The following is a 19,883-nucleotide window of genomic DNA, read 5'->3' on the forward strand; positions in this document are numbered from 1 at the left end:
GATGTCCGGGCCGCTCGCCATTCGCTTCTTTCCGGTCCGCGCAAGCAACCGGAACTGGCCGCTGGCCGTGGTGGTCGCGGTGGGGCCATCCATGTGGCCCGGGTTCTCCCGCGGCCTGGCACGACACGCGGCCGGAACCTGTCAGGCGACCGGCGCAACGAAAGGTGGGAACACGGGGTAGAAGCGCCTCAGGCCCCCTGAGGGCAGGACTGCATGGCCGCCACGTCCATCCACATCGGCTCCCAGATATGGCCGTCCGGGTCCTGGAAGCTGCGGCCGTACATGACGCCATAATCCTGCTTCGGCCCGGGATCGGCCGCCCCGCCGCCCGAGACGGCGGCCTCCACCATGGCGTCGACCGCGTCCCGGCTGTCGCAGGACAGGCAGAGCAGCACCTCGCTCGCGGCCCGCGCATCGGCGATGGGGCGCGGGGTGAAGGCGCGGAACTTGTCGTGGGTCAGCAGCATCACGTGGATCGTGTCGGAGAAGACGATGCAGGCGGCGGTATGATCGGAGAACTGCGGGTTCCTGGTTCCGCCGATGGCTTCGTAGAAGGCCACCGCCACCGGCAGATCGGCCACGGGCAGGTTCACGAAGATCATGCGGGCCATGGGGCGTCCCTTTCCTGGCATTGCTTGAAGACGCTGGCACGCAGAGTCATATGAAGCAACCATGAAGTTAGAAAAAATAACAGACCGCCGCCGCTGGTACGACGATGCCTGTGCCGCCGCGCATGCGCTGGACCTGCTGGGGGAGCGCTGGGCGCTGCTGGTGATGCGCGAACTGATCTTCGGCCCGCGCCGCTTCAGCGACCTGCGCGCCAGCCTGCCCGGCATCAGCGCCAATGTGCTGACCCAGCGGCTGGAAGGGCTGGAAGCCGTGGGGGTTCTCCTTCGCCGCCGCCTGCCTCCGCCGGCGGGTGTCCAGGTCTACGAGCTGACGCCCTGGGGGCGGGAAAGCGAGCCGATCTTCATGGCGCTCGGCCGCTGGGCGGCCCGCTCCCCGCTGCATGATCCCACCCTTCCCTTCAGCGCGGCCTCCCTGCTGCTGTCGCTGCGGACCATGCTGGATGCCGGGCGGGCGGAGGGGATCGAGGCGCGGATCGGGCTGCGCCTGGGGCGGGAGGAGTTCGCGCTTCGTCTGGCCGGAGGGCAGATCGCCGTGTCCCCGGGCCCGGCGGCGGAGGCCGACGCGGTGATCTCCGGGGAGCCTCCGGCGCTGGCGGCCGCGATCTATGGCGGCCAGCCGCTGGAGGGGTTGGAAGCAGCGGGGGCGCTCCGCATCGACGGGGACCGCGTGCTCGTCCGATGGTTCGTCACCCTCTTTCCGCTGCCCCCGAAAGCGTTCCCTTGACCTTCCCATGATGGGAACCCCCATCTTCGCGGGTGAGCGAGGATCGCCACCCATGAGCACCATCGAAGCAACCCGTCTGAGCCTGCCGGTCGAGGGCATGAGCTGCGCCTCCTGCGCCGGCCGCGTGGAGCGCGCCCTGGCCGCCGTGCCGGGAGTGAGCGCGGCCGCCGTGAACCTCGCGACCCATCAGGCCCTGGTGGAGGGCGAGGCGCTGGACCCCGAGGCGCTGCGCGCGGCCGTTCGGCGGGCCGGCTATGATTCGCCGGTTTCCACCACGGAGTTCGTCGTGGGGGGCATGACCTGCGCCTCCTGCGCCGGCCGGGTGGAGCGGGCGCTGGCGGCCGTGCCGGGCGTGGAAAGCGCGGCGGTGAACCTGGCCACCCATCGCGCCACGGTGCGCCACGCGCCGGATGCGCCGGGGCGCGCCGCGCTGGAGGAGGCCCTGCGGAAGGCGGGCTATGCCCCTCTTCCCCTGGACGGCACGCAGGAGGGACCCGGCGCGGCCGATCCCCATGCCGGCCATTCCGGCCCGCCCGCCGGGGGAGAGGAAGCCGGCCTGCGACGGGACACGCTCGTGGCCGTGGCGCTCGCCGCGCCGCTCTTTGTTTTGGAGATGGGCGGGCACATGGTGCCGGCGCTGCACCACGCCGTGGCGGGCCCGGCCTGGAACTGGGCGCAGCTTCTGCTCGCGACCGCCGTGCTGTTCGGGCCGGGCTGGCGCTTCCACCGCGCGGGCTGGCCGGCCCTGTTCCGCGGCGGGCCGGAGATGAACAGCCTGGTGGCGCTCGGCACCCTGGCGGCCTGGGGCTATTCGGTGGTGGTCACGCTGGCGCCGGGGCTGGTGCCGGAGGCGCAGCGGCACGTGTATTTCGAGGCCTCGGCGGTGATCGTGGCGCTGGTGCTGCTCGGGCGCTGGCTGGAGGCGCGGTCGCGCGGGCGGGCATCCCACGCGATCCGGCGGCTGCTGGACCTGCGGCCGGCGACGGCGCGGGTGGAGCGCGCCGGCGAGGAGGTGGAGGTGCCCGCGGACAGCCTCCGGGCCGGCGACGTGATGCGCCTCCGCCCCGGCGAGCGCGTGCCCACCGATGCCCTGGTGATCGAGGGCGAGAGCCATGTCGACGAATCCATGGTGACCGGCGAATCGGTGCCGGTGCGGCGCGGGCCGGGCGACGCGGTGGTGGGCGGCACGGTGAACGGCCAGGGCGCGCTGCGCCTGCGCGCGACGGCCGTGGGATCGGCCACCGTGCTGGCGCGCATCACCCGGCTGGTGGAGGAAGCCCAGGGCGGCAAGCTGCCGATCCAGGCCCTGGCGGACCGCGTGACGCGCTGGTTCGTCCCGGCGGTGATGGTGGTGGCGGCGGCGGCCTTCGCGGGCTGGATGCTGGCGGGCGCCGGGCTGGCGCAGGCGCTGGTGGCGGCGGTGGCGGTGCTGATCATCGCCTGCCCCTGCGCGATGGGGCTGGCGACGCCCGTGGCGGTGATGGTGGGCACGGGGCGCGGGGCGGAGCTCGGCGTGCTGTTCCGCCGGGGCGCGGCCCTGCAGGCGCTGCGCGACGTTTCCGCGGTCGCCATGGACAAGACGGGCACGCTGACCGAGGGCCGCCCGGTGCTGACCGACCTGATCCCCGCCCCCGGCTTCGAGCGCGACACGCTTCTGCCGCTGATCGCCGCGGCGGAGGCCGGAAGCGAGCACCCGCTGGCCGAGGCGCTGCGGGCGGCGGCGAAGGGGCTGGCGGTGCCGCGTGCGGAGGGCTTCCAGGCGCTGCCCGGCATGGGCCTGCGCGCGATGGTGGAAGGGCGGCGCGTGGAGGTGGGCGCGGACCGGTTCATGGCCTCCCTCGGCCTGGACGTGGCCGCCTTCGCGGCGGATTCGGCGCGGCTGGCGGCGCAGGGGCGCTCGCCCGTCTATGCGGCCGTGGACGGGCGCCTCGCGGCGGTGCTGGCCATGGCCGACCCCGTGCGCGCCACCACCGCCCCGGCGCTGGCCGCGCTGCGCGGCATGGGGCTGCGGCTCGCCATGGTGACGGGCGACAACCGCCGCACGGCCGAGGCCATCGCCGGGCCGCTGGAGCTGGATGCCGTGGAGGCGGAGGTGCGGCCGGAGGGCAAGGTGGACGCGGTGCGGCGCCTGCGCGGCGAGGGGCGCATCGCCTTCGTGGGGGATGGCGTGAACGACGCGCCCGCCCTGGCCGCGGCCGATGTGGGAATCGCCATCGGGACGGGCACGGACGTGGCGATCGAGAGCGCCGACGTGGTGCTGATGTCGGGCGACCCGCGCGGGATCGCGACCGCGGTGGGGCTCAGCCGCGCGACCATGCGCAACATCCGCCAGAACCTGTTCTGGGCCTTCGCCTACAACGTGGTGCTGATCCCGGTGGCGGTGGCCGGGATGCTCTCGCCCGTGCTGGCGGCGGCGGCGATGGGGCTGTCCAGCGTGTTCGTGGTGGGCAATGCGCTGCGCCTGCGCGGATACACGCCATGAGGATCGGGGAGGCGGCCGGAGCATCCGGCGTTTCGGCCAAGATGATACGGCACTACGAGGCCGTGGGCCTCTTGCCCGCCGCCAGCCGGCGGGACTCCGGCTACCGCGACTACGGCGCGGCGGAGGTGCACGCGCTGCGCTTCATCCGGCGCGCGCGGGACCTCGGCTTCTCGCTGGGGGAGATCGCGGGGCTGCTGGCGCTCTGGGCCGACCGGGGACGCGCGAGCGCGGAGGTGAAGCGGCTCGCGCTCTCGCATGTGGAGGCACTGGAGGAAAAGGCGCGCTCGCTTTCCGCCATGGCCGCGACGCTGCGGCACCTGGCGGAAAGCTGCCACGGGGATGGCCGCCCGGAATGCCCGATCCTGGAGGACCTGGCGGGCGGGCGGGCTCAGATGTCCTCGAGGCGGTCCACGTAGCGCAGCCCGGCCTTCTCCAGCGCCGGGCGCATGTCGTAGAGGTCGAGGCCCAGCACGCCGGAGGCGAGCCTGGAGCGCTTGGCCTCCTCGTTCGCCTGGCGCTTCTCGGCGGCGGCGAGGGTGGCCGCGATGTCGGCGGCGGGAACCACGACCACGCCGTCGTCGTCGGCCACCACCACGTCACCGGGGCGCACGGACACGCCCGCGCAGACCACGGGGATGTTCACCGAGCCCAGCGTCGCCTTCACCGTGCCGCGGGCGGAGACCGCGCGGGACCAGACGGGAAAGCCCATCTCGCGCAGCACGGCCACGTCGCGCACGCCCGCATCGATCACCAGGCCGCGCACGCCGCGGGCCTTGAGGGATGTGGCGAGAAGATCGCCGAACATGCCGTCGGTGTTGTCGGTGGTGCAGGCGACCACGAGGATGTCGCCGGGCTGGCACTGCTCCACCGCGACATGGATCATCCAGTTGTCGCCGGGCTGGGCGAGCACCGTGACGGCGCTGCCCGCCGCCGACGCGCCCGGCCAGGCCGGGCGCATGGTGGTCTTCATCAGGTTGGGCGCGCGGCCGCTCGCCTCGTGCGTGGTGGAGACGCCCAGCGGCGCGAAGCGGTCGATGGTGGCGAGGTCGGCGCGCGGGTTGTGGCGGACGACGACCGGGGTCATGCCAGCACCTCGACGGCGTCGGGGAAGATGGTCTGGTAGGCCTCGCCGTACTTCATGGCCTTGCCGGAGTTGCGGCCGCCCTGCATGCCGCGGTTCAGCGCCACGCGCTCGTAGTAGTCCCAAAGGTGGCGCTGGGCGGGAAGCTGCTCGAAAGCCTTCCACTTCTGCTCCCACACCTCCGTGATGTTGAGGATGCGGTTGGGCTTGAAGTCGCACTGCTCGGGCTGGTGCGGCTCGAACTGGAAGACCTGCGGGGCGGAGTAGGTGACGCCGCCGGGGCCCGGCTTGTGGCCGGCGGCCTGGGCGACGATCCGGGCCTCCTGCGCGATGCGGGACGCCTCGGGGTGGTCGACGTTGTAGGGGTCGCGGATCGCGTGGGTGAGCACGAAGGAGGGGTTCACCTCGCGGTAGATGTCGATCAGGCGGTCCATCATCGCGGGGGTGATGTGCAGCGGGTAGTCGCCGGCATCGAAGAACTCGATCTCGGCGCCGAGGATGGAGGCCGCGGCCTCGGCCTCGGCGCGGCGGCCTTCCTTGCACGTCTCCATCGTCATGCCGGGCTGCTTCCAGGCACCCTGGCTTTCGCCGCGCTCGCCATAGGACATGCAGACGATCTTCACGCGGTAGCCCATCTTCGCGTGCAGCGCGATGGCGCCGCCCGCGCGCCAGACGAAGTCGCCGGGATGGGCGGTCACGACGAGGCCGGTCTTCTGGGTTGCGGACATCGCGGTGTTCCTCAGTTCGCCCAGTAGAGGGTGTTCGGGTTGTCGATCAGGATCTTGCGGCGCTGCGCCTCGTCCGGCGCGGCCAGGCCGAGCAGGTCCACCAGGTCCCCGTCATTGGGCATGTCGCCCGCGATGTTCGGGTGCGGGAAGTCGGTGCCCCAGAGCGTGCGGTCCGGCGCCGCCTCGATCAGCTTCTGCGCGAAGGGCACGGCGTCGTGGAAGGGGCTGCCCGCCGAGGTGACGCGCTCGGGCCCGCAGACCTTCACCCAGGCGAGCGGGTTCTGCATGAGGCCCAGCAGGCGGCGGAAGGGCTCCTGATCGAGCCCGTTCTTGGCCTGCACGCGGCCCATGTGGTCGATGACGAAGGGCACCTTGATGCGGGAGATGCGCGGGGCGTGCTCCACGATGTCCCCGGCGTCGAGGTGGAGCACGACGTGCCAGCCGAGCGGCTGGATGCGGTCCAGCACGCGGTCGAAGACCTCGAGGTCGGGGGTGCCGCCGAGGTGCTTGACGAAGTTGAAGCGCACGCCGCGCACGCCGCCCGCGTTCAGTTCCTCCAGCTCGCGGTCCGTCACGGTGCCGTCCACGATGGCGACGCCGCGGTAGGCGCCGTTGCTCGATGCGATGGCGTCGATCATGGCGGCGTTGTCGGTGCCGTGGCAGCTCGCCTGCACGATCACCGCGCGGTCGATGCCGAGCACGGCGTGGACGCGGCGGAGATCCTCCACCGGCGCGTCGGGCGGGGTGTAGGAGCGGTCGGGGTCGTAGGGGAACTTATCGGCGGGGCCGAAGACGTGGCAGTGGGCGTCGCAGGAACCCTCCGGCAGCTTCAGCTTCGGCGTTTTGGTGTTCGGGTCGGGGGGCTGGCAGGTCTTCATGATGCTCTCACTGCTTCTCGATGCCGGCGCGCTCGATCACCGCGCGCCACTTCTCGGTCTCGCTGGTCATGAGCTGGCCGAGCTGGGCGGGGCTGTCGCCCTTTGCCTCCACGCCGGCTTCCAAGAGCTTGGAGCGCACGGCGGGGTCGGCCAGCACCGCGTTCAGCTCGCGGTTCAGGCGCTCGATCACGGGCGCGGGCGTGCGGGCGGGAGCGACGACGGCGTTCCAGGAGGTGACGTCGAAGCCGGCGAGGCCGGCCTCCTGCAGGGTGGGCACATTCGGCAGGTTGGCCGCGCGGGCCGAGGAGGTGACGGCGATGGCGCGGAGCGAGCCGTCCTTGAGCTGGCCCATGAGCGGGGCCACGATCTCGAAGGCCGCCGTCACGTCGTTGCGCAGCAGGCTGGTGAGCAGCGCGGGCGTGCCGGAGAAGGGCACGGTGGTGGCGTCCACGTTGGCGGTGGTCTTGAACAGCTCGGCCGCCAGGTTCTGCGTGCTGCCGACGCTGATGGTGCCGATGTTGGTGCCGGCCGGGTCGCGCTTCAGCGCCGCGATCAGGTCCTGCGCGGTGCGGATGGGCGAGCCTGGCGCGACGAGGATCGCGATGGCGAAGGTGCCCATCAGGCCGACCGGCGCGAAGTCCTTGATCGGGTCGAAGGGCAGGCTGCGGAAGAGGGACTTGCTGATGGCGTTGGCGTTGGTGGCCACCATCAGCGTCGCGCCGTCCGCGGGCGCGGTCAGCAGCGTCTGCCCGGCGACGATGCCGCCCGCCCCCGGGCGGTTCTCGATCACCACGGGCTGCTTGATCCGCTCGGACAGCGCCGCGCCCACCGTGCGGGCGGTGAGGTCGGCGACGCCCCCGGCGCCGTTCGGGACGATCAGGCGGATGGGCTTGTCGGGCAGGGTGGCCTGGGCCCGGGCCGGGGAGGAGGCAACCCAGGGGGCAGCGGCGAGGGCGGCGCCCAGGCGCAGGGCGTCACGGCGGGTGGTGGACATGCGCGTTCCTTTCTCGATGGCCGCCTGCTTGTGCGGCGACCTTGTTGACCGACTGTTATTCGGCCGCCTGCTTTTGGTGCATCGCAGCGACCAAACCGTCGAGCAGCGCGTCGAGGTCGGTGGTGGCCAGCTGCGCAGGGCCCATTTCCCGCCCCTGGGCCGCGGCCCAGTCCTGGCGCTCGGCGATGGAGGCGCTCAGCAGGGGGGTGACGCCCGCCTCCTGCACGGTGCGGGCGACCTCGCGCATCTCCTCCGCGCGGCGCTTGCCGTGGATCAGGGCGCGGCTGATGACGTAGCGGGCGAGGCCGCGCCAGTCCTCGTGCGGCAGCGTGTCCGACAGCGAGCGGAGCACGTCGTCCTCCACGCCGTAGTGGCGGGCGGCGAGCATGCATTCGGTGGTCAGCGCCTCCAGCCCCTTGACCATGACGCTGCGGCACATCTTGACGGCGGAGGCGCGGCCGATCTCGGGCGCGTATATCCTCAGGTCCATGCCGAATGGGGCCATGGCGTCGATGAAGGCCTGGGCATCGGGGCCGCCAAGCAGCATGGGGGTGCGCAGGCCCTTGGGCGGGACGCTGGCCATCACCGCGGCCTCCACGTAGCGCCCGCCCGCCGCGGCCACCGCGGCGCCGTTGGCCTGCTTGGCGGAGGGCGAGACGGAGTTCACGTCCACGACCAGGGGAGCATGGGAAAGGCCGCCCGCGAGGGACTGCGCGGCGGCGAGGGCGGAGCCGGCGGTGACGGCGATGAACACCACCCCGGCCTGGGCCGCGGCCTCGGCGGCGCTGCCGTGGAGGGTGGCGCCGGAGGCCTTCGCGCGGTCGCGCGCGGCGTCGAGCACGTCGAAGGCATGGATGGCGGTGGCGCCGCCGGCGCGCAGGTCCCGGGCGAAGATGCCGCCGACCTCGCCGAAGCCGATGATGGCGAAGCTGGTCATGTTCTGTTTCCTCATTCCACGCCGTCGGGAAGGCCGGCCCAGACCTCGTCCACGGTCAGGGGGCGGGGCAGCATGTCCTGGGCGGCCATGTAGTTCAGCGCGAGCCCGATCACCGGGCGGAGCGCCGCGCGGGTGTCGGGCGGGGCCCCGTGCTCGCCGGGAGGGACCGGCGCGGCGGAGGCGCGGGCCATGCGGAGGATTTCCGCCACGAGCTCGGGGCGGGCCTCGGCCAGCTCCCGCTTCACGGTCAGCATGTGGTTCACGGGCACGATGCGGTGGCGGGCCCAGAAGGCCTGGGCCGCCGCGGCCGGGTCGGGGAAGACGGTGCGGAGGCCAGGGTCGTCCGGCACGTCGTTGCCCACGATCACCGCGTCCAGCTCACCCGCGCGGAGCATCGCCATCATGTCCTGCCCGGGCGCGGCGCGCTCGGCCCAGGCGGGATCGGCGATGCCCTGGACATGGGCGTCCTCGAAGGTGATCCAGCGGCTGGCGGAGGGGGGCGGGCCGCCTTCTTCCGCGACGATGCCGCGAATCCACATGCCCGTGGTCTGGCTATAGGCGCGCACGCCGATCCGGCGGCCGGCGAGGTCCGCCGGGCCCCGGATGTCGCTGTCGGCCCGGCACAGCATGGCCGATTGCTGGAAGCGGGCGGCCAGCACCACCGGCAGCAGCACGATCGGGCGGCCCACCGCCCTGGCCTGGAGGAAGGTGGCGATCGCCATTTCCGAGACGTCGAAGCGGAGTTCCCGCACCATGGGCGCGAAGGCGCGGCTGATCACCGGGAACCCGGCGAAGTCCAGCCGGATCAGGCCGGAGGCGACGCCACCCTCCTTGAGGGCGCGGGTGCGGGGATAGGTGCCGATGGCGGCGCTGAGCGCGGCGGGGGCCGTCATGCCGTTTTCCTCCGTTCCCCCGCCTTCGCCAGCGCGGGCGGCCGGGGTGCGGGCCATGCCCTAGCCCCTGGGCTGGCCGCCTGTCTTATCGCTTTCGGGAGCCTGGGTATCAGTCATGGTTATAGCCGTGAGGCCGCGCTGGCCGATTTCGGCGAGATGGGCGCGCAGGCAGGCCACGAAGGCCTGGCCGCCGGGCGGCAGCGTGCGGTCGCGCGGCAGGATCAGCCCGGCCGGGCGCGGGGGCGCGGGCACGGGCAGCGGAACCACCCGCAGCGTGCCGCGCAGAAGGTCTCCCGCCATCATCAGACGGGGCATAACGGCGATCAGGTCGGTCGCGTGCAGCATCTCCCGGATGAAGCCGTAGGAGCTGGAGCGAAGCGAGGCGCCGGGGACGAGCCCCAGCATGTCGAGCAGGACCTCGATCTCCTGCCCCACGCGCTGGCTGACGGTGGGCAGGATCAGCTCGTAGCGGCGCAGCGCCTCGGGCGTGACCTCCGGGAGTGAGAGCACGGGATGGTCGGCGCGGACCAGGACGGAGATGGGCTCCTCCCACAACGGCTCCCGCGGGAAGCCGTCGGGCACGGCGGGCTCGTAGAGGCGACCCACGATGAGGTCGATCTCCCCGGCCGCAAGCTGGGGCAGGAGCTCCTCGGTGCGGCCCTGCTCCAGCCGGACGTGGATGCCGGGGTAGCCGGCGGTGAGGCGGGTGAGCGCGCCGGGCAGCACGCCGGTGGCCGCCACGGGCAGGGTCCCGATGGCCACCGTGCCGCTGCCCGGCTCGGAAAGGCGGTCCAGGTCCTCGTCCAGGCGGTGCAGCTCGGCCAGGATGCGGCGGGCGGCGGCGACCAGGAGGGTGCCGGCCTCGGTGGGGCGCACGCCGCGGGGCAGGCGGTCGAACAGGCGCTGGCCCGTGATCTCCTCCAGGTCCTGCAGGGTGCGGGTGAGCGCGGGCTGGCTGATGCCCAGCGTGGTCGCGGCCCGCAGCAGGCTGTGCTGGGCGTGAATGGCCTCCACCGCCCGGAGGTGGTGCAGCTTGAGGCGCCGGTCGAGATAGCGCCGGAGGGTCACCCCGCCGGCACCGGCGGCGCGGCCGCCAGGGAAGCGGCCCCGGCGCCCGCCCCTTCCAGGCCCGCGGCTTCGAGCGAGGCGCGGACGGCCTCCTCCACCCGCAGCGCGGCGTCCAGCGCGGCGCGGCCGGCCAGGCCGTCGGCCTCCACCGGGGCGCCGTCCAGGCAGGCGGCGGCGAAGGCGGCGTGCTCGGCCTCCAGGCTGTCCGTCTCGGCCCAGGCGGCGCGGGACAGGCCGTGGCCGGGAAGCTGCTCCAGCGTGTCCCCTTCCCCGCGCCGGACCCAGATCATCTCGCGCTTGAGGTGGTCGAGGTTGAGGTAGCCCTCGTCGCCGAACAGGCGCAGGCGCCGCTCCATGTGGAGCGAGACGCGGCTGGCGGTGATGGTGGCGGCCGCGCCGTTGCCGAAGCGCAGCCGGGCGTTGGCGATGTCGATGGTGGGGGAAACGACGCGGGTGCCGACCGCCTCCACCCCGACCAGCGGGCTGCCGGCCAGGGCGAGGGCCAGGTCGAGGTCGTGGATCATCAGGTCCAACACCACCGAAACATCCAGGCTGCGGGGGCGGAAGGGCGCGATGCGGATCGCCTCCATATAAAGGGGACGGCCGATCCGGGCGGCCAGGCCGCCACCGGCGCGCAGCGTTCGCATGCCGCCCGAGAAGCGCTCGAGCTGGCCCACCTGCAGCACCACGCCCTTCTCCTTCGCCAGCGCCACCAGGTCGTCGGCCTGGGCCAGCGTGGCGGCGATGGGCTTTTCCACCAGCACGTGCCGCCCGGCCGAAAGGGCGGCCTGGGCCAGGCCGTGGTGGAAGGCGGTGGGGGTGGCGATGATCACGGCCTCGGCGGCCTCGATCACCGCCTCGGCCGGGAGGGAGGGGCAGCCGGCCTCGGCCGCGACCTGCGCCGCGCGGGCGGGGTCGGCGTCGTGCAGGCCCACGAATTCGAAGCGCGGAGCCCTGGCAGCCTTCAGCGCGTGGAAGCGGCCGAAATGCCCGGCCCCCAGGATACCCAGACGAAGACGCATGTTTCCAAATCCCCCAGCCCGGTCCCCCGGAACGGGCCGGGCTGTAGCAAGGATGCGCCAGGGTTGCATCAGGGGCGGGTGGGACGCATCTTCCGGCCCCATTTCCATGGCATAGTGCCAGTTCTCACACACGGTTCGCACGGGGGGCCGCAAAGGCCATGTTGTATTTCGCGCGGTGGAAGGTCGCCGCGATCCTGGGCGTCATCGCCCTGGGACTGATCCTTTGCGTGCCCAATATCATTCCGCGCTCGGTGCTGCCGGCCTGGGCGGCGCGGCAGATCTCGCTGGGCCTGGACCTGCGCGGCGGCTCCTACCTCTTGCTTGAGGTGGACATGAACGCGGTGGTGCGGGAACGGGTGGAGAGCCTGGCGGATGCCGCGCGCACCAAGCTGCGGGCGGCCAATATCGGCTATCTCAACCTGGCGGGCGACCCGAACAACCGGCGGCTGAGCCTGCGCGTGCGCGACCCCGCCCAGGCCGAGGCGGCGGCGGTGCAGCTGCGGGAGCTGGCCAACCCGGTGCCCGTGCGCGGATCGGCCACCAACACCGAACCCGACATCGTGGTGACCACGGCGCCCGACGGCACCGTGACGGCCACGCTTTCCGACGCGGCGCTGGTCGCGCGCGGCAGCGGCGCGGTGGAGCAGTCGCTGGAGATCGTGCGGCGCCGCATCGACGAGACCGGGGTGTCCGAGGCGCTGATCGCGCGGCAGGGGCAGAACCGCATCCTGGTGCAGCTGCCGGGCGTGGAGGATCCCAACCGGATCAAGGACCTGCTGGGCCGCACCGCCCGCATGACCTTCCACCTGCTGGACGAGAACGCGAACCCCGCCGCCGGCGCGCCGCCGCCGGGGGTGCAGTTCCTCCAGGGCGAGGAGCGCGGCGGGCAGGCGCCGAGCCGCTACGCCGTGCGCCGCCGGGTGGAGGTGGACGGGGCCAACCTGTCCGACGCCCGCGCCGGGCAGGACAGCCGAAACGGCGAATGGGTGGTGAACTTCACCTTTGATTCCGTGGGCACCCGCCGCTTCGCGGAGGTGACCCGCCAGAACGTGGGCCGGCCCTTCGCCATCGTGCTGGACGACAAGGTGATCACCGCCCCCGTGATCCGCGAGCCCATCACGGGCGGGCGCGGGCAGATCAGCGGCAGCTTCAACGCCCGCAGCGCGAACGACGTGGCCGTGCTGCTGCGCGCCGGCGCCCTGCCCGCGCCGCTGACGGTGGTGGAGGAACGCACGGTCGGGCCGGAGCTGGGGGCGGACGCCATCCGGGCGGGGGTGATCTCGCTCGCGGTGGGCGCGCTGTTCGTGTTCCTTTACATGGGCTTCGCCTACGGGCTGCTCGGCTGGTTCGCCAACATCGCGCTGCTGGTGAACATCATGCTGATGATGGCCGCCCTTTCCCTGCTTCAGGCGACGCTGACCCTGCCGGGCATTGCGGGCATCGTGCTGACGCTGGGCACGGCGCTGGACGCCAATATCCTGATCAACGAGCGCATCCGCGAGGAGACGCGCGCGGGGCGGACGCCGATCCAGGCGCTGGAGGCTGGCTTCACCAAGGCCTCCGGCACCATCATGGACAGCAACCTGACCAACCTGATCGCCATGGCCTGCCTTTTCGCCTTCGGTTCGGGGCCGGTTAAGGGCTTCGCGGTTACGGTGGCCATCGGCACGGTGGTGCAGATGTGGACGGCGACCACCCTGGTGCGGCTGATCGTTTCCTGGTGGTACCGCGCGACCCGCCCGCGCGTGCTGCCGGTCTGAGAGGGGATCGAACCATGCTCGGCTTTCTTCGCCGCCCCCTCTTCCGCCTCGTGCCGGACGACACGCGCATCCAGTTCATGCGCGGGCGCATCGTGGGGCTCGTTGTTTCCGCGGTGCTTTCCACGGCCTCGGTCGTGCTGGCCATCTATCCCGGGCTGGAGAAGGGCATCGACTTCAAGGGCGGGATCGTGATGGAGGCCCGCACGCCCGGCCCCGCCGACCTCGGCCAGCTTCGCGGCGTCGTGTCGGGCCTCGGCCTGGGCGATGTCGGGATGCAGGAATTCGGCGATGCCTCCACCGTGCTCATCCGCCTGCCCGTGCAGGGGGAGGAGGCGGCGACGCAGCAGGCGGTGTCGCGCGTGCGCGGCGCGCTGGAGACGGCGGCCCCCGGCACGCGCATCCTGCGCACGGAGGCGGTGGGCAACCGCGTCTCGGACGAGCTGTTCCAGGGCGGGCTGATCGCGCTGGCCATCTCGCTCGGCGCGATGCTGATCTACATCTGGTTCCGCTTCGAGTGGCAGTTCGCGGTGGGCGCGATCGTCACCCTGATCCTGGACACCACGAAGGTGGTGGGGTTCCTGGCCGTGACGCGGCTGGAGTTCAACCTGACGACCATCGCGGCCATCCTGACGATCATCGGCTTCTCGGCCAACGACAAGGTCGTGGTCTATGACCGGATGCGGGAGAACCTGCGCAAGTTCAAGACCATGCCCCTGCGCGAGCTGATCGACCGCTCGATCAACGAGACGCTGAACCGCACGCTCGGCACCTCCATGACGCTGTTCCTTTCGGCGCTGCCGCTGGCGCTGTTCGGAGGGGAGACGCTGGCGGGCTTCGCCTGGGTGATGCTGTTCGGCATCGTCGTCTCCGCCTCCTCCTCCATCTTCATCGCGGCGCCAATCCTGCTGTTCCTCGGCGAGAACCGGCTGCGCCGGGGAACCGAGGCGGTGGCCAAGCCCGTGCCCCCGCGGCCGGCGGCGCGCGCGGCCGGGAGCGTTGCGGGGCCGCAGGCGTGACCACGCGGCGGGGGATCATGGGGGCGGCCCTGGCCGCGGCTTCCGCGCCGGGCCGGGCGGGGGCGCAGGCCCCTTCCCTTCCCTATCTCCCGCCCTCCGAGCGCACCCGCAGCCTGACCCTTCTCGTTGGCGCGGAGGGCGGCAGCGGGGCGGATCTCTGGGTGCGGGGCTTCGCGCCCTTTCTGGAGCGGCACCTGCGGCGGGTGCAGGTGCAGGTGGCGAACCGCCCGGGAGAGGGCGGGCTGACCGCCCTCCGGCAACTGGCCGAGGCGCCCACCGACGGCTCCGTGCTGGCCTATGCCATCACCCCCTTCCTGGTCGCCCGCATGGTGGAGCGGCGGGCGACGGGACTGCTGGACAAGATCCGCCTGATGGGCGCCGTGACGGAGGAGCCGGTGGCGCTGGTCGCCGCTCCCGGCACCGACCTCGATGCGCTCCGCGCCCAGCGCGAGCGGCCGCTCGGCCTGCCGCCGCCGGTGAGTGCCGCTGCCATCGCGGCGATGGACCTGGTCCAGGCCCTTCCGATGGAGCACCTGCATTTCCCCTCCGCCGCCGCGGCGCGCGGGGCGGCGGCCTCGGGCAATGTGGCGGCGGCACTGATGACGGTGTCCGAGGCGCTGGCGGCGGTGCGCGAGGGGAAGCTGGCGGTGCTCGCCGTGGCGTCCGCGGCCCGGCACCCGCAGTTGCCGGATGTGCCGACCCTGCGCGAGCAAGGCATCCCGCTGGATGCCGCGCTGCGGCGGGGGATCGCGGTGCCGGCCGGGATCGAGGCGCGCCCCGCGGCCCATATCGCCCGCGCGCTGCGCGCCGCGGCGGAGGACCCGGAGTTCCTGGCCCAGGCCGAGTGGCGCGCGGTGCTGCCGCGCTTCCGCGACGAGACCGAATGGGGCGCCATCGTCGTGCAGGACCTGGTGGAGTTGCGGACCCGCTGGGAAACCGCGCCCTGGCAGGTGGTCGGCGGCTAAGGCTCACCCGCCCGCCGCCGCTTGGGCTGGAGAGGGTTCCGACGCCGGGTTATGCTTCGATGACACACAGGTAGCAGGCCCGCTTCGTGCCCGAAGATCCGGTCGGCGACCGCGACACCCCTTACCGGCCCCGCGAGGGCGAGTTGCTCGCGGCGCTGCGAAGCCCGAGGCTTCTTCAGCTCGTGCAGGACGGGCTGCGCCGCATCGGCGCCCCGCCCGCGCGGGTGGTGCGGCCGGGCGAGGCGCTGGCGCGGCTTGTCGGCCCAGGGCGGCAGCCGCTGGGCCTCTTTTGCGAGGCGCAGCCGGAGGCGCCGGGCTGGACCACGCTGCGGGCGGTCGCGGAAGATCCGTTCGGGGATGCCGATGTGGTGCTGCTGGGCGGCGATGCCGGCACCGACGATCCGGCGGCCATTCTTTCGGCGCTGGAGCGCATGACCGGGCGGCGGGCTTCCGGCGAGGCGGCGGAGGTCGCCGCGCTGCGCCTTGGCCTTGCCCGCGGCGAGGTCGCGATGCGCTACCAGCCCATCGTGCGCATCGCCGACCGGGCGCCGGTGGGTGTCGAAGGCTTGGTGCGATGGCTCCGGCCGGACGGGCGGCAGGGGACCACTCCGCTGGGGCCGGACGCCTTCATTCCCATGGCCGAGCGGGGCGGACTTTCGGTGGCCGTCGCGCAGGCCGTGGGGGGCCTGGTGGCCGGGGAGATGCGGGCGCTGCGGCCGGAACTCGCCCTGCCCGTGTCGATCAACCTGCCGTTGGAGGTGATGCTGCGCCGGGACACCGTGCCGTGGCTGGCGCGCGTGCTCCGGCAGAACCGGATGCGGCCGGAAGATCTGGGGATCGAGCTGACGGAAACCACGCCGGTGGGCGACGTGACGCTGCTGCGCCGGGCGGTGACGCGGCTGCGCGAGGCGGGGCACGCGGTGTGGATCGACGACATCACGCTGGACGACCGCCGCGACGTGCTGGTGGACCTGCCCTTCTCCGGCCTCAAGCTGGACCGGCACCTGGTGGGTGCCATGCCGAGCAGCCGGCGTGCGCGGGCGGAGGTGGAGCGGCTGGCCGGGATGGCGCGGCGGCGCGGCATGCTGGTGACGGCGGAGGGGGTGACGGGGCAAGGGCTCTGGCGGGCGTTGGAGGCACGGGGCGTGGACCATGCCCAGGGCTTCTCGGTGGGGCGGCCGCTGCCCGCTCAGGCGTTGCCGGCCTGGGCTTCGGCCTGGCGGGCCTCGGGACCGTCCCTGGGACGACCCTCGGAGCGGTCCCCCGGGCGGTCCTGCTAGCGCGGGCGGGACCCGAAGGCCCCGCCCCTTCCCGGGTCAGCGCATCGCGGCGATGTCGATCACCTCGGCCGAGCCGGCCACGGGGCCGAGGACGGTGGGGGTGCCGTTCTCCGGGTTGACGGTGTGCAGCACGCCGCCCGAGAGCAGGAAGGCGGTGTTCGTGGCGCCTTCCGAGAGAATGTCCATGGCGGCGGTGGCGGGGACGCCATTGCCGATGCGGCCGCGCACCTGCTGCACGCCGTCGTTCGGCGGCGCCTGGAGGTTGAGCTGGCCCAGCACGCTGTCGATCGTCAGCAGCATGGTGGCCGTCGCGCCCGCCATGCTGTTGGTGTAGGCGCCGGCAGTGACGCGGGGCATGGTCTCGGCCAGCGGGCCGCCGGCCTGGTACTTGAGCTGGCCATCGCGGACCACCGCGCCCGTCTCGACGTTGACGCGGAAGTTCACGCCGCTGGCGCCCATCAGCCGCAGGCGGTCGGCCACCGGGTTGAAATCCACCACGGCGCGGCCTCCGGACTCGAAGGCCTCGGAAAGCTGGCTGACCTTGGCCGCCATGCCCGTCATCGGATCGATGGTGACGATCTGGCCACTGGCGGTGACGCCATAGAGCTTGCCGTCCGCCGGGCGAACGTCGATGCCGAGCAGCGCGCCGTCCGCGCCGCGCACGCGGACCGGGGCGGAGGCGCGGCGGCCCTCGGTGTCGATGCGCACGAGGCTGCCCTCGGCGGTCAGGCCCACCAGGGTGGCGGCACCGGCCGGGGCGGCGGCAAGACCAAGGAAGGCGGCGCCGGCGAGAGCGAGGCGGCGGAGGCTGTGCGTCATGTGTCGCTCCTTGAGGGATGAGGGCGAGGCGGTCGGCCTCGCACCAGCCCTACGGAGGGGCGCCGCACACGGACGCAGGCGGAATGGTCACAGGGTGGTGAAGCCTCCCGGACAGCCGTCTCAGGTGCCCGTGGCCGGGGCGAGGCGCCCGATGAAGAGGATGGGGCCGGTCGGGCGGCCCGTGGGCGATCCGCCGGGGGGCTCGAGGGTGATCTCGATCAGCATGCCCGGCTCGGGGCGGACGAGGCCCGGAGCGACACGGGCCTGTCCGCCCTCCGGGATCAGGCCCAGGGAGGTGGGCGCGGTGGCGCCGGGGGGCAGCGCCCAGAGTTGCTGGACGCGGCCGGGCTCCACGGGGCGGGGGTTGAGGCTGGCCAGGCGCAGCCCGCCGCCCTCGGCCTCCACCAGCCAGGCCGGCTGGTCGCGGCTGGTGAGCAGCACGGTCATCATGCGCGGCGGATCGGCGGGGCGGAGGAACAGGATGGCGGCGAGCCCAGCGGCGACGGCAGTGGCGCCGGCGGACCAGGCCTTCCAGAACTTGCCCGGGCGCGGCGGGGCGGCGCGGCCGGGAACGGCGCGGAGGGGCACCACGGGCGCGGGGCTGCGCTTCGCGACCGAGGCGTCGATGCGCTTCCAAAGACCGTCCGGCGGGGCCATGGGGGGCGCGAGATCGGCGAGTGGGGCGAGGCGGGCTTCCCAGCGGGCAACGGCGTCGCGGAGCGCGGCATCGACCGGCAGGGCGCGGGCGACCTCGGCGGCCTCCCGGGCGTCGAGGGTGCCGAGGACGTGCTCGGCGGCCAGGGCATCCAGGGCCTCGGGGTCGGAGGGGATCACGTGAGGCAGCCCTTCAGGCGGGCGAGCCCGCGGCGGATCCAGGCCTTCACAGTGCCCAGCGGCAGGTCCAGCCGGGCCGCGATCTGGGCGTGGGACAGGCCGTGGACGAAGGCCAGCAGGATGCCCTCGCGGTTGCGGTCCTCGAGGGCCGCTAGGCAGTCGCGCAGGCGCCCGGCCTCCTGGCTCTCGCAGAGGCGGTCCAGCGCCTCGGGGGCGACGGCGGTGTCGCCCAGGCTGGGATCGTCCGTTGGGGTTTCCCGCCCACGGGCGCGGGCGAGGTCGAGCGCGGTGTTGCGGACGATGGCGGCGAGCCAGGCGCCACCCTCGCCGCGCGCGGGATCATACTGACCGGCGCGCGCGGCGATCTTCACCACGGCGTCGTGCAGGGCGTCGGCCGCCGCGTCGCGGTCGCGCAGGATGGCCATGGCCACGCCGAACAGGCGCGAGGCCTGGGCGTCGTAGAGGCGCCGCAGCGCCCCGGCCTCGCCGTCCGCGACGCCGCGGATCATGCCGGCCGCGTCCAGGGTCATGCTCGCGTCAGGCATAGGCCTCACGGTAGAGGGCGACGATCTCGGCGGCATCCGGGACGCGCGGGTTGTTGGCGGGACTGCCGGAGGCGAGAGCCTGGGCGGCCATGGTGTCGAGCAGCCCGTCCCAACGGTCGGCGTCGATGCCGTGGGCAGCGGGGGTGGGAACGGAAAGGTCGCGGTTCAGCGCCTCCAGCTCCTCCACCAGGCGGGCGGCGGCGGACTGGTCCCCCTCCCCTTCCCTGGCGACGCCCATGATGCGCGCGGCCTCGGCGTAGCGGGGCAGCGCGGATTGCAGGCCGAAGCGGGTGACGGCGGGCAGGAGCATGGCGTTGGAGAGGCCATGGGGCACGTGGAAATGCGCGCCGATGGGACGCGACATGCCGTGCACGAGAGCGACGGAGGCGTTGGAGAAGGCAAGGCCGGCCAGCATGGCGCCGCGCATCATCGCCTCGCGCGCCTCCTCGTCCCGCTTGCCGCCCGGGCTGGACGCGTCGGCATAGGCGCGGCGCAGGTTGGGGGCGATCAGGCGCATGGCGAGGCGCGCGTAGTCGTCGCTGAAGGGATTGGCGCGCTTGCTGACGAAGGCCTCCAGCGCGTGGGTGAGGCTGTCCACGCCGGTGTCGGCGACGGTGCGGGCGGGCACGGTCCAGGTGAGTTCGTGGTCGACGATGGCGGCGAGCGGGAGGGCGCCGAGGCCCGCGATGAGCATCTTCTCGTCGCGCGCGGTGTCGGTGATGACGGTGAAGCGCGTGGCCTCGCTGCCGGTGCCGGCGGTGGTGGGGATGCAGATGACGGGCACGGCGCCGGTGTTGGCCTGGGCGGGAGCCTTGTAGGCGCGGATATGCGTGCCCTCCGGCGCGGCGGCGAGGATGGCGATGGCCTTGGCGGTGTCCATGGGGCTGCCGCCGCCGAAGCCGATCAGGCAGTCGTAGTCACCGGAGCGGAAGGCCTGCACGCCGGCTTCCACGACGGTGTCGGTGGGGTCGGGAACGGTCTCGCTGAAGACGGCGGGGGAAAGGCCGGCAGCGCGGAGGGGGGCGAGGCAGCGATCGACCGTGCCGGAGGATGCCATCCAGGGATCGGTGACGACGAGGGGGCGCGAGAGGCCGAGCTGCGCCAGGACCTCGGCCACCCTGGAAACGGAGCCGCCGCCCGAGAGAATCAGGCGGGGGGCGACGAGCGTGACGAGCATGGGCGGGCGTTCCCCTTCTTTGGGGCGCATCATGCGGGCCGGAGGCGGCTG

20 protein-coding genes are annotated in these 19,883 nt (G+C 73.2%); 7 read left to right on the forward strand and 13 right to left on the reverse strand.

Annotated features, from left to right (window positions below; all coding sequences use genetic code 11):
- Nucleotides 1-188 precede the first annotated feature (188 nt).
- Complete coding sequence (locus tag ACFFIC_RS11920; protein WP_377050523.1) at nucleotides 189-611, reverse strand: VOC family protein; 423 nt, start codon at nucleotides 609-611, stop codon at nucleotides 189-191.
- A gap of 61 nt (nucleotides 612-672) precedes the next feature.
- Between ACFFIC_RS11920 and ACFFIC_RS11925 the strand changes: the two genes are divergently transcribed.
- From ACFFIC_RS11925 to cueR, 3 genes are read left to right on the forward strand one after another with little or no spacing between them, the layout of a single operon-like run.
- On the forward strand, nucleotides 673-1,353 hold the full coding sequence (locus tag ACFFIC_RS11925) for a winged helix-turn-helix transcriptional regulator (protein WP_377050525.1): 681 nt from the start codon (nucleotides 673-675) through the stop codon (nucleotides 1,351-1,353).
- A 52-nt stretch (nucleotides 1,354-1,405) separates the two neighbouring features.
- Nucleotides 1,406-3,835 carry a heavy metal translocating P-type ATPase gene (locus ACFFIC_RS11930; protein WP_377050527.1) on the forward strand — a complete coding sequence of 810 codons (2,430 nt, stop codon included), beginning with the start codon at nucleotides 1,406-1,408 and terminating at the stop codon, nucleotides 3,833-3,835.
- Entirely contained in the window at nucleotides 3,832-4,251 is a 420-nt protein-coding gene (gene cueR, locus ACFFIC_RS11935) for a Cu(I)-responsive transcriptional regulator (protein ID WP_377050529.1), read from the forward strand. Before ACFFIC_RS11930 ends, cueR begins: the two co-directional genes overlap by 4 nt.
- Here the strand turns inward: cueR and ACFFIC_RS11940 are convergent.
- From ACFFIC_RS11940 to ACFFIC_RS11975, 8 genes are read right to left on the reverse strand one after another with little or no spacing between them, the layout of a single operon-like run.
- Entirely contained in the window at nucleotides 4,224-4,919 is a 696-nt protein-coding gene (locus ACFFIC_RS11940) for a 4-carboxy-4-hydroxy-2-oxoadipate aldolase/oxaloacetate decarboxylase (RefSeq protein WP_377050531.1), read from the reverse strand. The genes cueR and ACFFIC_RS11940 overlap by 28 nt on opposite strands.
- On the reverse strand, nucleotides 4,916-5,644 hold the full coding sequence (locus ACFFIC_RS11945; protein WP_377050533.1) for a PIG-L deacetylase family protein: 729 nt from the start codon (nucleotides 5,642-5,644) through the stop codon (nucleotides 4,916-4,918). Before ACFFIC_RS11945 ends, ACFFIC_RS11940 begins: the two co-directional genes overlap by 4 nt.
- An 11-nt stretch (nucleotides 5,645-5,655) precedes the next feature.
- A complete protein-coding gene (locus tag ACFFIC_RS11950) occupies nucleotides 5,656-6,522 on the reverse strand; it encodes an amidohydrolase family protein (RefSeq protein ID WP_377050535.1) in 867 nt (288 codons plus the stop codon).
- 7 nt (nucleotides 6,523-6,529) lie between these two features.
- Nucleotides 6,530-7,516 (reverse strand): Bug family tripartite tricarboxylate transporter substrate binding protein, encoded by a 987-nt coding sequence (locus tag ACFFIC_RS11955; protein ID WP_377050537.1) that lies wholly within the window; start codon nucleotides 7,514-7,516, stop codon nucleotides 6,530-6,532.
- 55 nt (nucleotides 7,517-7,571) lie between these two features.
- A complete protein-coding gene (locus ACFFIC_RS11960) occupies nucleotides 7,572-8,453 on the reverse strand; it encodes an NAD(P)-dependent oxidoreductase (RefSeq protein ID WP_377050539.1) in 882 nt (293 codons plus the stop codon).
- A gap of 11 nt (nucleotides 8,454-8,464) precedes the next feature.
- Complete coding sequence (locus ACFFIC_RS11965; RefSeq protein WP_377050541.1) at nucleotides 8,465-9,346, reverse strand: ABC transporter substrate-binding protein; 882 nt, start codon at nucleotides 9,344-9,346, stop codon at nucleotides 8,465-8,467.
- A 60-nt stretch (nucleotides 9,347-9,406) separates the two neighbouring features.
- Nucleotides 9,407-10,414, reverse strand: coding sequence for a LysR family transcriptional regulator (locus ACFFIC_RS11970; RefSeq protein ID WP_377050543.1), 1,008 nt, complete (start codon nucleotides 10,412-10,414; stop codon nucleotides 9,407-9,409).
- Nucleotides 10,411-11,436: a Gfo/Idh/MocA family protein gene (locus tag ACFFIC_RS11975; protein WP_377050545.1), complete on the reverse strand. Its 1,026-nt coding sequence runs from the start codon at nucleotides 11,434-11,436 to the stop codon at nucleotides 10,411-10,413. The genes ACFFIC_RS11970 and ACFFIC_RS11975 overlap by 4 nt, the downstream gene beginning before the upstream one ends.
- Before the next feature lie 158 nt (nucleotides 11,437-11,594).
- Between ACFFIC_RS11975 and secD the strand changes: the two genes are divergently transcribed.
- From secD to ACFFIC_RS11995, 4 genes are all read left to right on the forward strand, one after another.
- Entirely contained in the window at nucleotides 11,595-13,196 is a 1,602-nt protein-coding gene (secD, locus tag ACFFIC_RS11980) for a protein translocase subunit SecD (RefSeq protein ID WP_377050547.1), read from the forward strand.
- Between the two features lie 14 nt (nucleotides 13,197-13,210).
- A complete protein-coding gene (gene secF / locus ACFFIC_RS11985; RefSeq protein WP_377050549.1) occupies nucleotides 13,211-14,212 on the forward strand; it encodes a protein translocase subunit SecF in 1,002 nt (333 codons plus the stop codon).
- Nucleotides 14,209-15,177, forward strand: a complete 969-nt coding sequence (locus ACFFIC_RS11990; protein ID WP_377050551.1) for a tripartite tricarboxylate transporter substrate-binding protein — start codon at nucleotides 14,209-14,211, stop codon at nucleotides 15,175-15,177. Before secF ends, ACFFIC_RS11990 begins: the two co-directional genes overlap by 4 nt.
- An 86-nt stretch (nucleotides 15,178-15,263) precedes the next feature.
- Nucleotides 15,264-16,457, forward strand: a complete 1,194-nt coding sequence (locus ACFFIC_RS11995) for an EAL domain-containing protein (RefSeq protein ID WP_377050553.1) — start codon at nucleotides 15,264-15,266, stop codon at nucleotides 16,455-16,457.
- 36 nt (nucleotides 16,458-16,493) lie between these two features.
- On the opposite strand, the gene ACFFIC_RS12000 is transcribed toward ACFFIC_RS11995, so the two are convergent.
- The 4 genes from ACFFIC_RS12000 to ACFFIC_RS12015 all read right to left on the reverse strand — a co-directional run bounded on the left by ACFFIC_RS12000 (nucleotide 16,494) and on the right by ACFFIC_RS12015 (nucleotide 19,832).
- Nucleotides 16,494-17,276: a DUF4394 domain-containing protein gene (locus ACFFIC_RS12000; protein ID WP_377050555.1), complete on the reverse strand. Its 783-nt coding sequence runs from the start codon at nucleotides 17,274-17,276 to the stop codon at nucleotides 16,494-16,496.
- Nucleotides 17,277-17,396: 120 nt separating this feature from the next.
- Complete coding sequence (locus ACFFIC_RS12005; RefSeq protein ID WP_377050557.1) at nucleotides 17,397-18,110, reverse strand: anti-sigma factor; 714 nt, start codon at nucleotides 18,108-18,110, stop codon at nucleotides 17,397-17,399.
- Complete coding sequence (locus tag ACFFIC_RS12010; RefSeq protein WP_377050559.1) at nucleotides 18,107-18,640, reverse strand: sigma-70 family RNA polymerase sigma factor; 534 nt, start codon at nucleotides 18,638-18,640, stop codon at nucleotides 18,107-18,109. Before ACFFIC_RS12010 ends, ACFFIC_RS12005 begins: the two co-directional genes overlap by 4 nt.
- Before the next feature lie 7 nt (nucleotides 18,641-18,647).
- Entirely contained in the window at nucleotides 18,648-19,832 is a 1,185-nt protein-coding gene (locus ACFFIC_RS12015) for an iron-containing alcohol dehydrogenase (RefSeq protein WP_377050561.1), read from the reverse strand.
- Between the last annotated feature and the right edge of the window lie 51 nt (nucleotides 19,833-19,883).

Source organism: Muricoccus vinaceus (assembly GCF_042433125.1).
GTDB classification, from domain to species: domain Bacteria; phylum Pseudomonadota; class Alphaproteobacteria; order Acetobacterales; family Acetobacteraceae; genus Roseomonas; species Roseomonas vinacea.

What these genes read in the sequence shown, in the direction of transcription:
- ACFFIC_RS12010 (WP_377050559.1), bottom strand. Translation starts at nt 18,640, where the DNA reads ATGACCCTGGACGCGGCCGGCATGATCCGCGGCGTCGCGGACGGCGAG.
- ACFFIC_RS12015 (WP_377050561.1), bottom strand. Translation starts at nt 19,832, where the DNA reads ATGCTCGTCACGCTCGTCGCCCCCCGCCTGATTCTCTCGGGCGGCGGC.
- ACFFIC_RS11925 (WP_377050525.1), top strand. Translation starts at nt 673, where the DNA reads ATGAAGTTAGAAAAAATAACAGACCGCCGCCGCTGGTACGACGATGCC.
- ACFFIC_RS11945 (WP_377050533.1), bottom strand. Translation starts at nt 5,644, where the DNA reads ATGTCCGCAACCCAGAAGACCGGCCTCGTCGTGACCGCCCATCCCGGC.
- ACFFIC_RS11940 (WP_377050531.1), bottom strand. Translation starts at nt 4,919, where the DNA reads ATGACCCCGGTCGTCGTCCGCCACAACCCGCGCGCCGACCTCGCCACC.
- ACFFIC_RS11965 (WP_377050541.1), bottom strand. Translation starts at nt 9,346, where the DNA reads ATGACGGCCCCCGCCGCGCTCAGCGCCGCCATCGGCACCTATCCCCGC.
- ACFFIC_RS11975 (WP_377050545.1), bottom strand. Translation starts at nt 11,436, where the DNA reads ATGCGTCTTCGTCTGGGTATCCTGGGGGCCGGGCATTTCGGCCGCTTC.
- secF (WP_377050549.1), top strand. Translation starts at nt 13,211, where the DNA reads ATGCTCGGCTTTCTTCGCCGCCCCCTCTTCCGCCTCGTGCCGGACGAC.
- ACFFIC_RS11930 (WP_377050527.1), top strand. Translation starts at nt 1,406, where the DNA reads ATGAGCACCATCGAAGCAACCCGTCTGAGCCTGCCGGTCGAGGGCATG.
- secD (WP_377050547.1), top strand. Translation starts at nt 11,595, where the DNA reads ATGTTGTATTTCGCGCGGTGGAAGGTCGCCGCGATCCTGGGCGTCATC.
- ACFFIC_RS11960 (WP_377050539.1), bottom strand. Translation starts at nt 8,453, where the DNA reads ATGACCAGCTTCGCCATCATCGGCTTCGGCGAGGTCGGCGGCATCTTC.
- ACFFIC_RS12000 (WP_377050555.1), bottom strand. Translation starts at nt 17,276, where the DNA reads ATGACGCACAGCCTCCGCCGCCTCGCTCTCGCCGGCGCCGCCTTCCTT.
- cueR (WP_377050529.1), top strand. Translation starts at nt 3,832, where the DNA reads ATGAGGATCGGGGAGGCGGCCGGAGCATCCGGCGTTTCGGCCAAGATG.
- ACFFIC_RS11920 (WP_377050523.1), bottom strand. Translation starts at nt 611, where the DNA reads ATGGCCCGCATGATCTTCGTGAACCTGCCCGTGGCCGATCTGCCGGTG.
- ACFFIC_RS11950 (WP_377050535.1), bottom strand. Translation starts at nt 6,522, where the DNA reads ATGAAGACCTGCCAGCCCCCCGACCCGAACACCAAAACGCCGAAGCTG.
- ACFFIC_RS11955 (WP_377050537.1), bottom strand. Translation starts at nt 7,516, where the DNA reads ATGTCCACCACCCGCCGTGACGCCCTGCGCCTGGGCGCCGCCCTCGCC.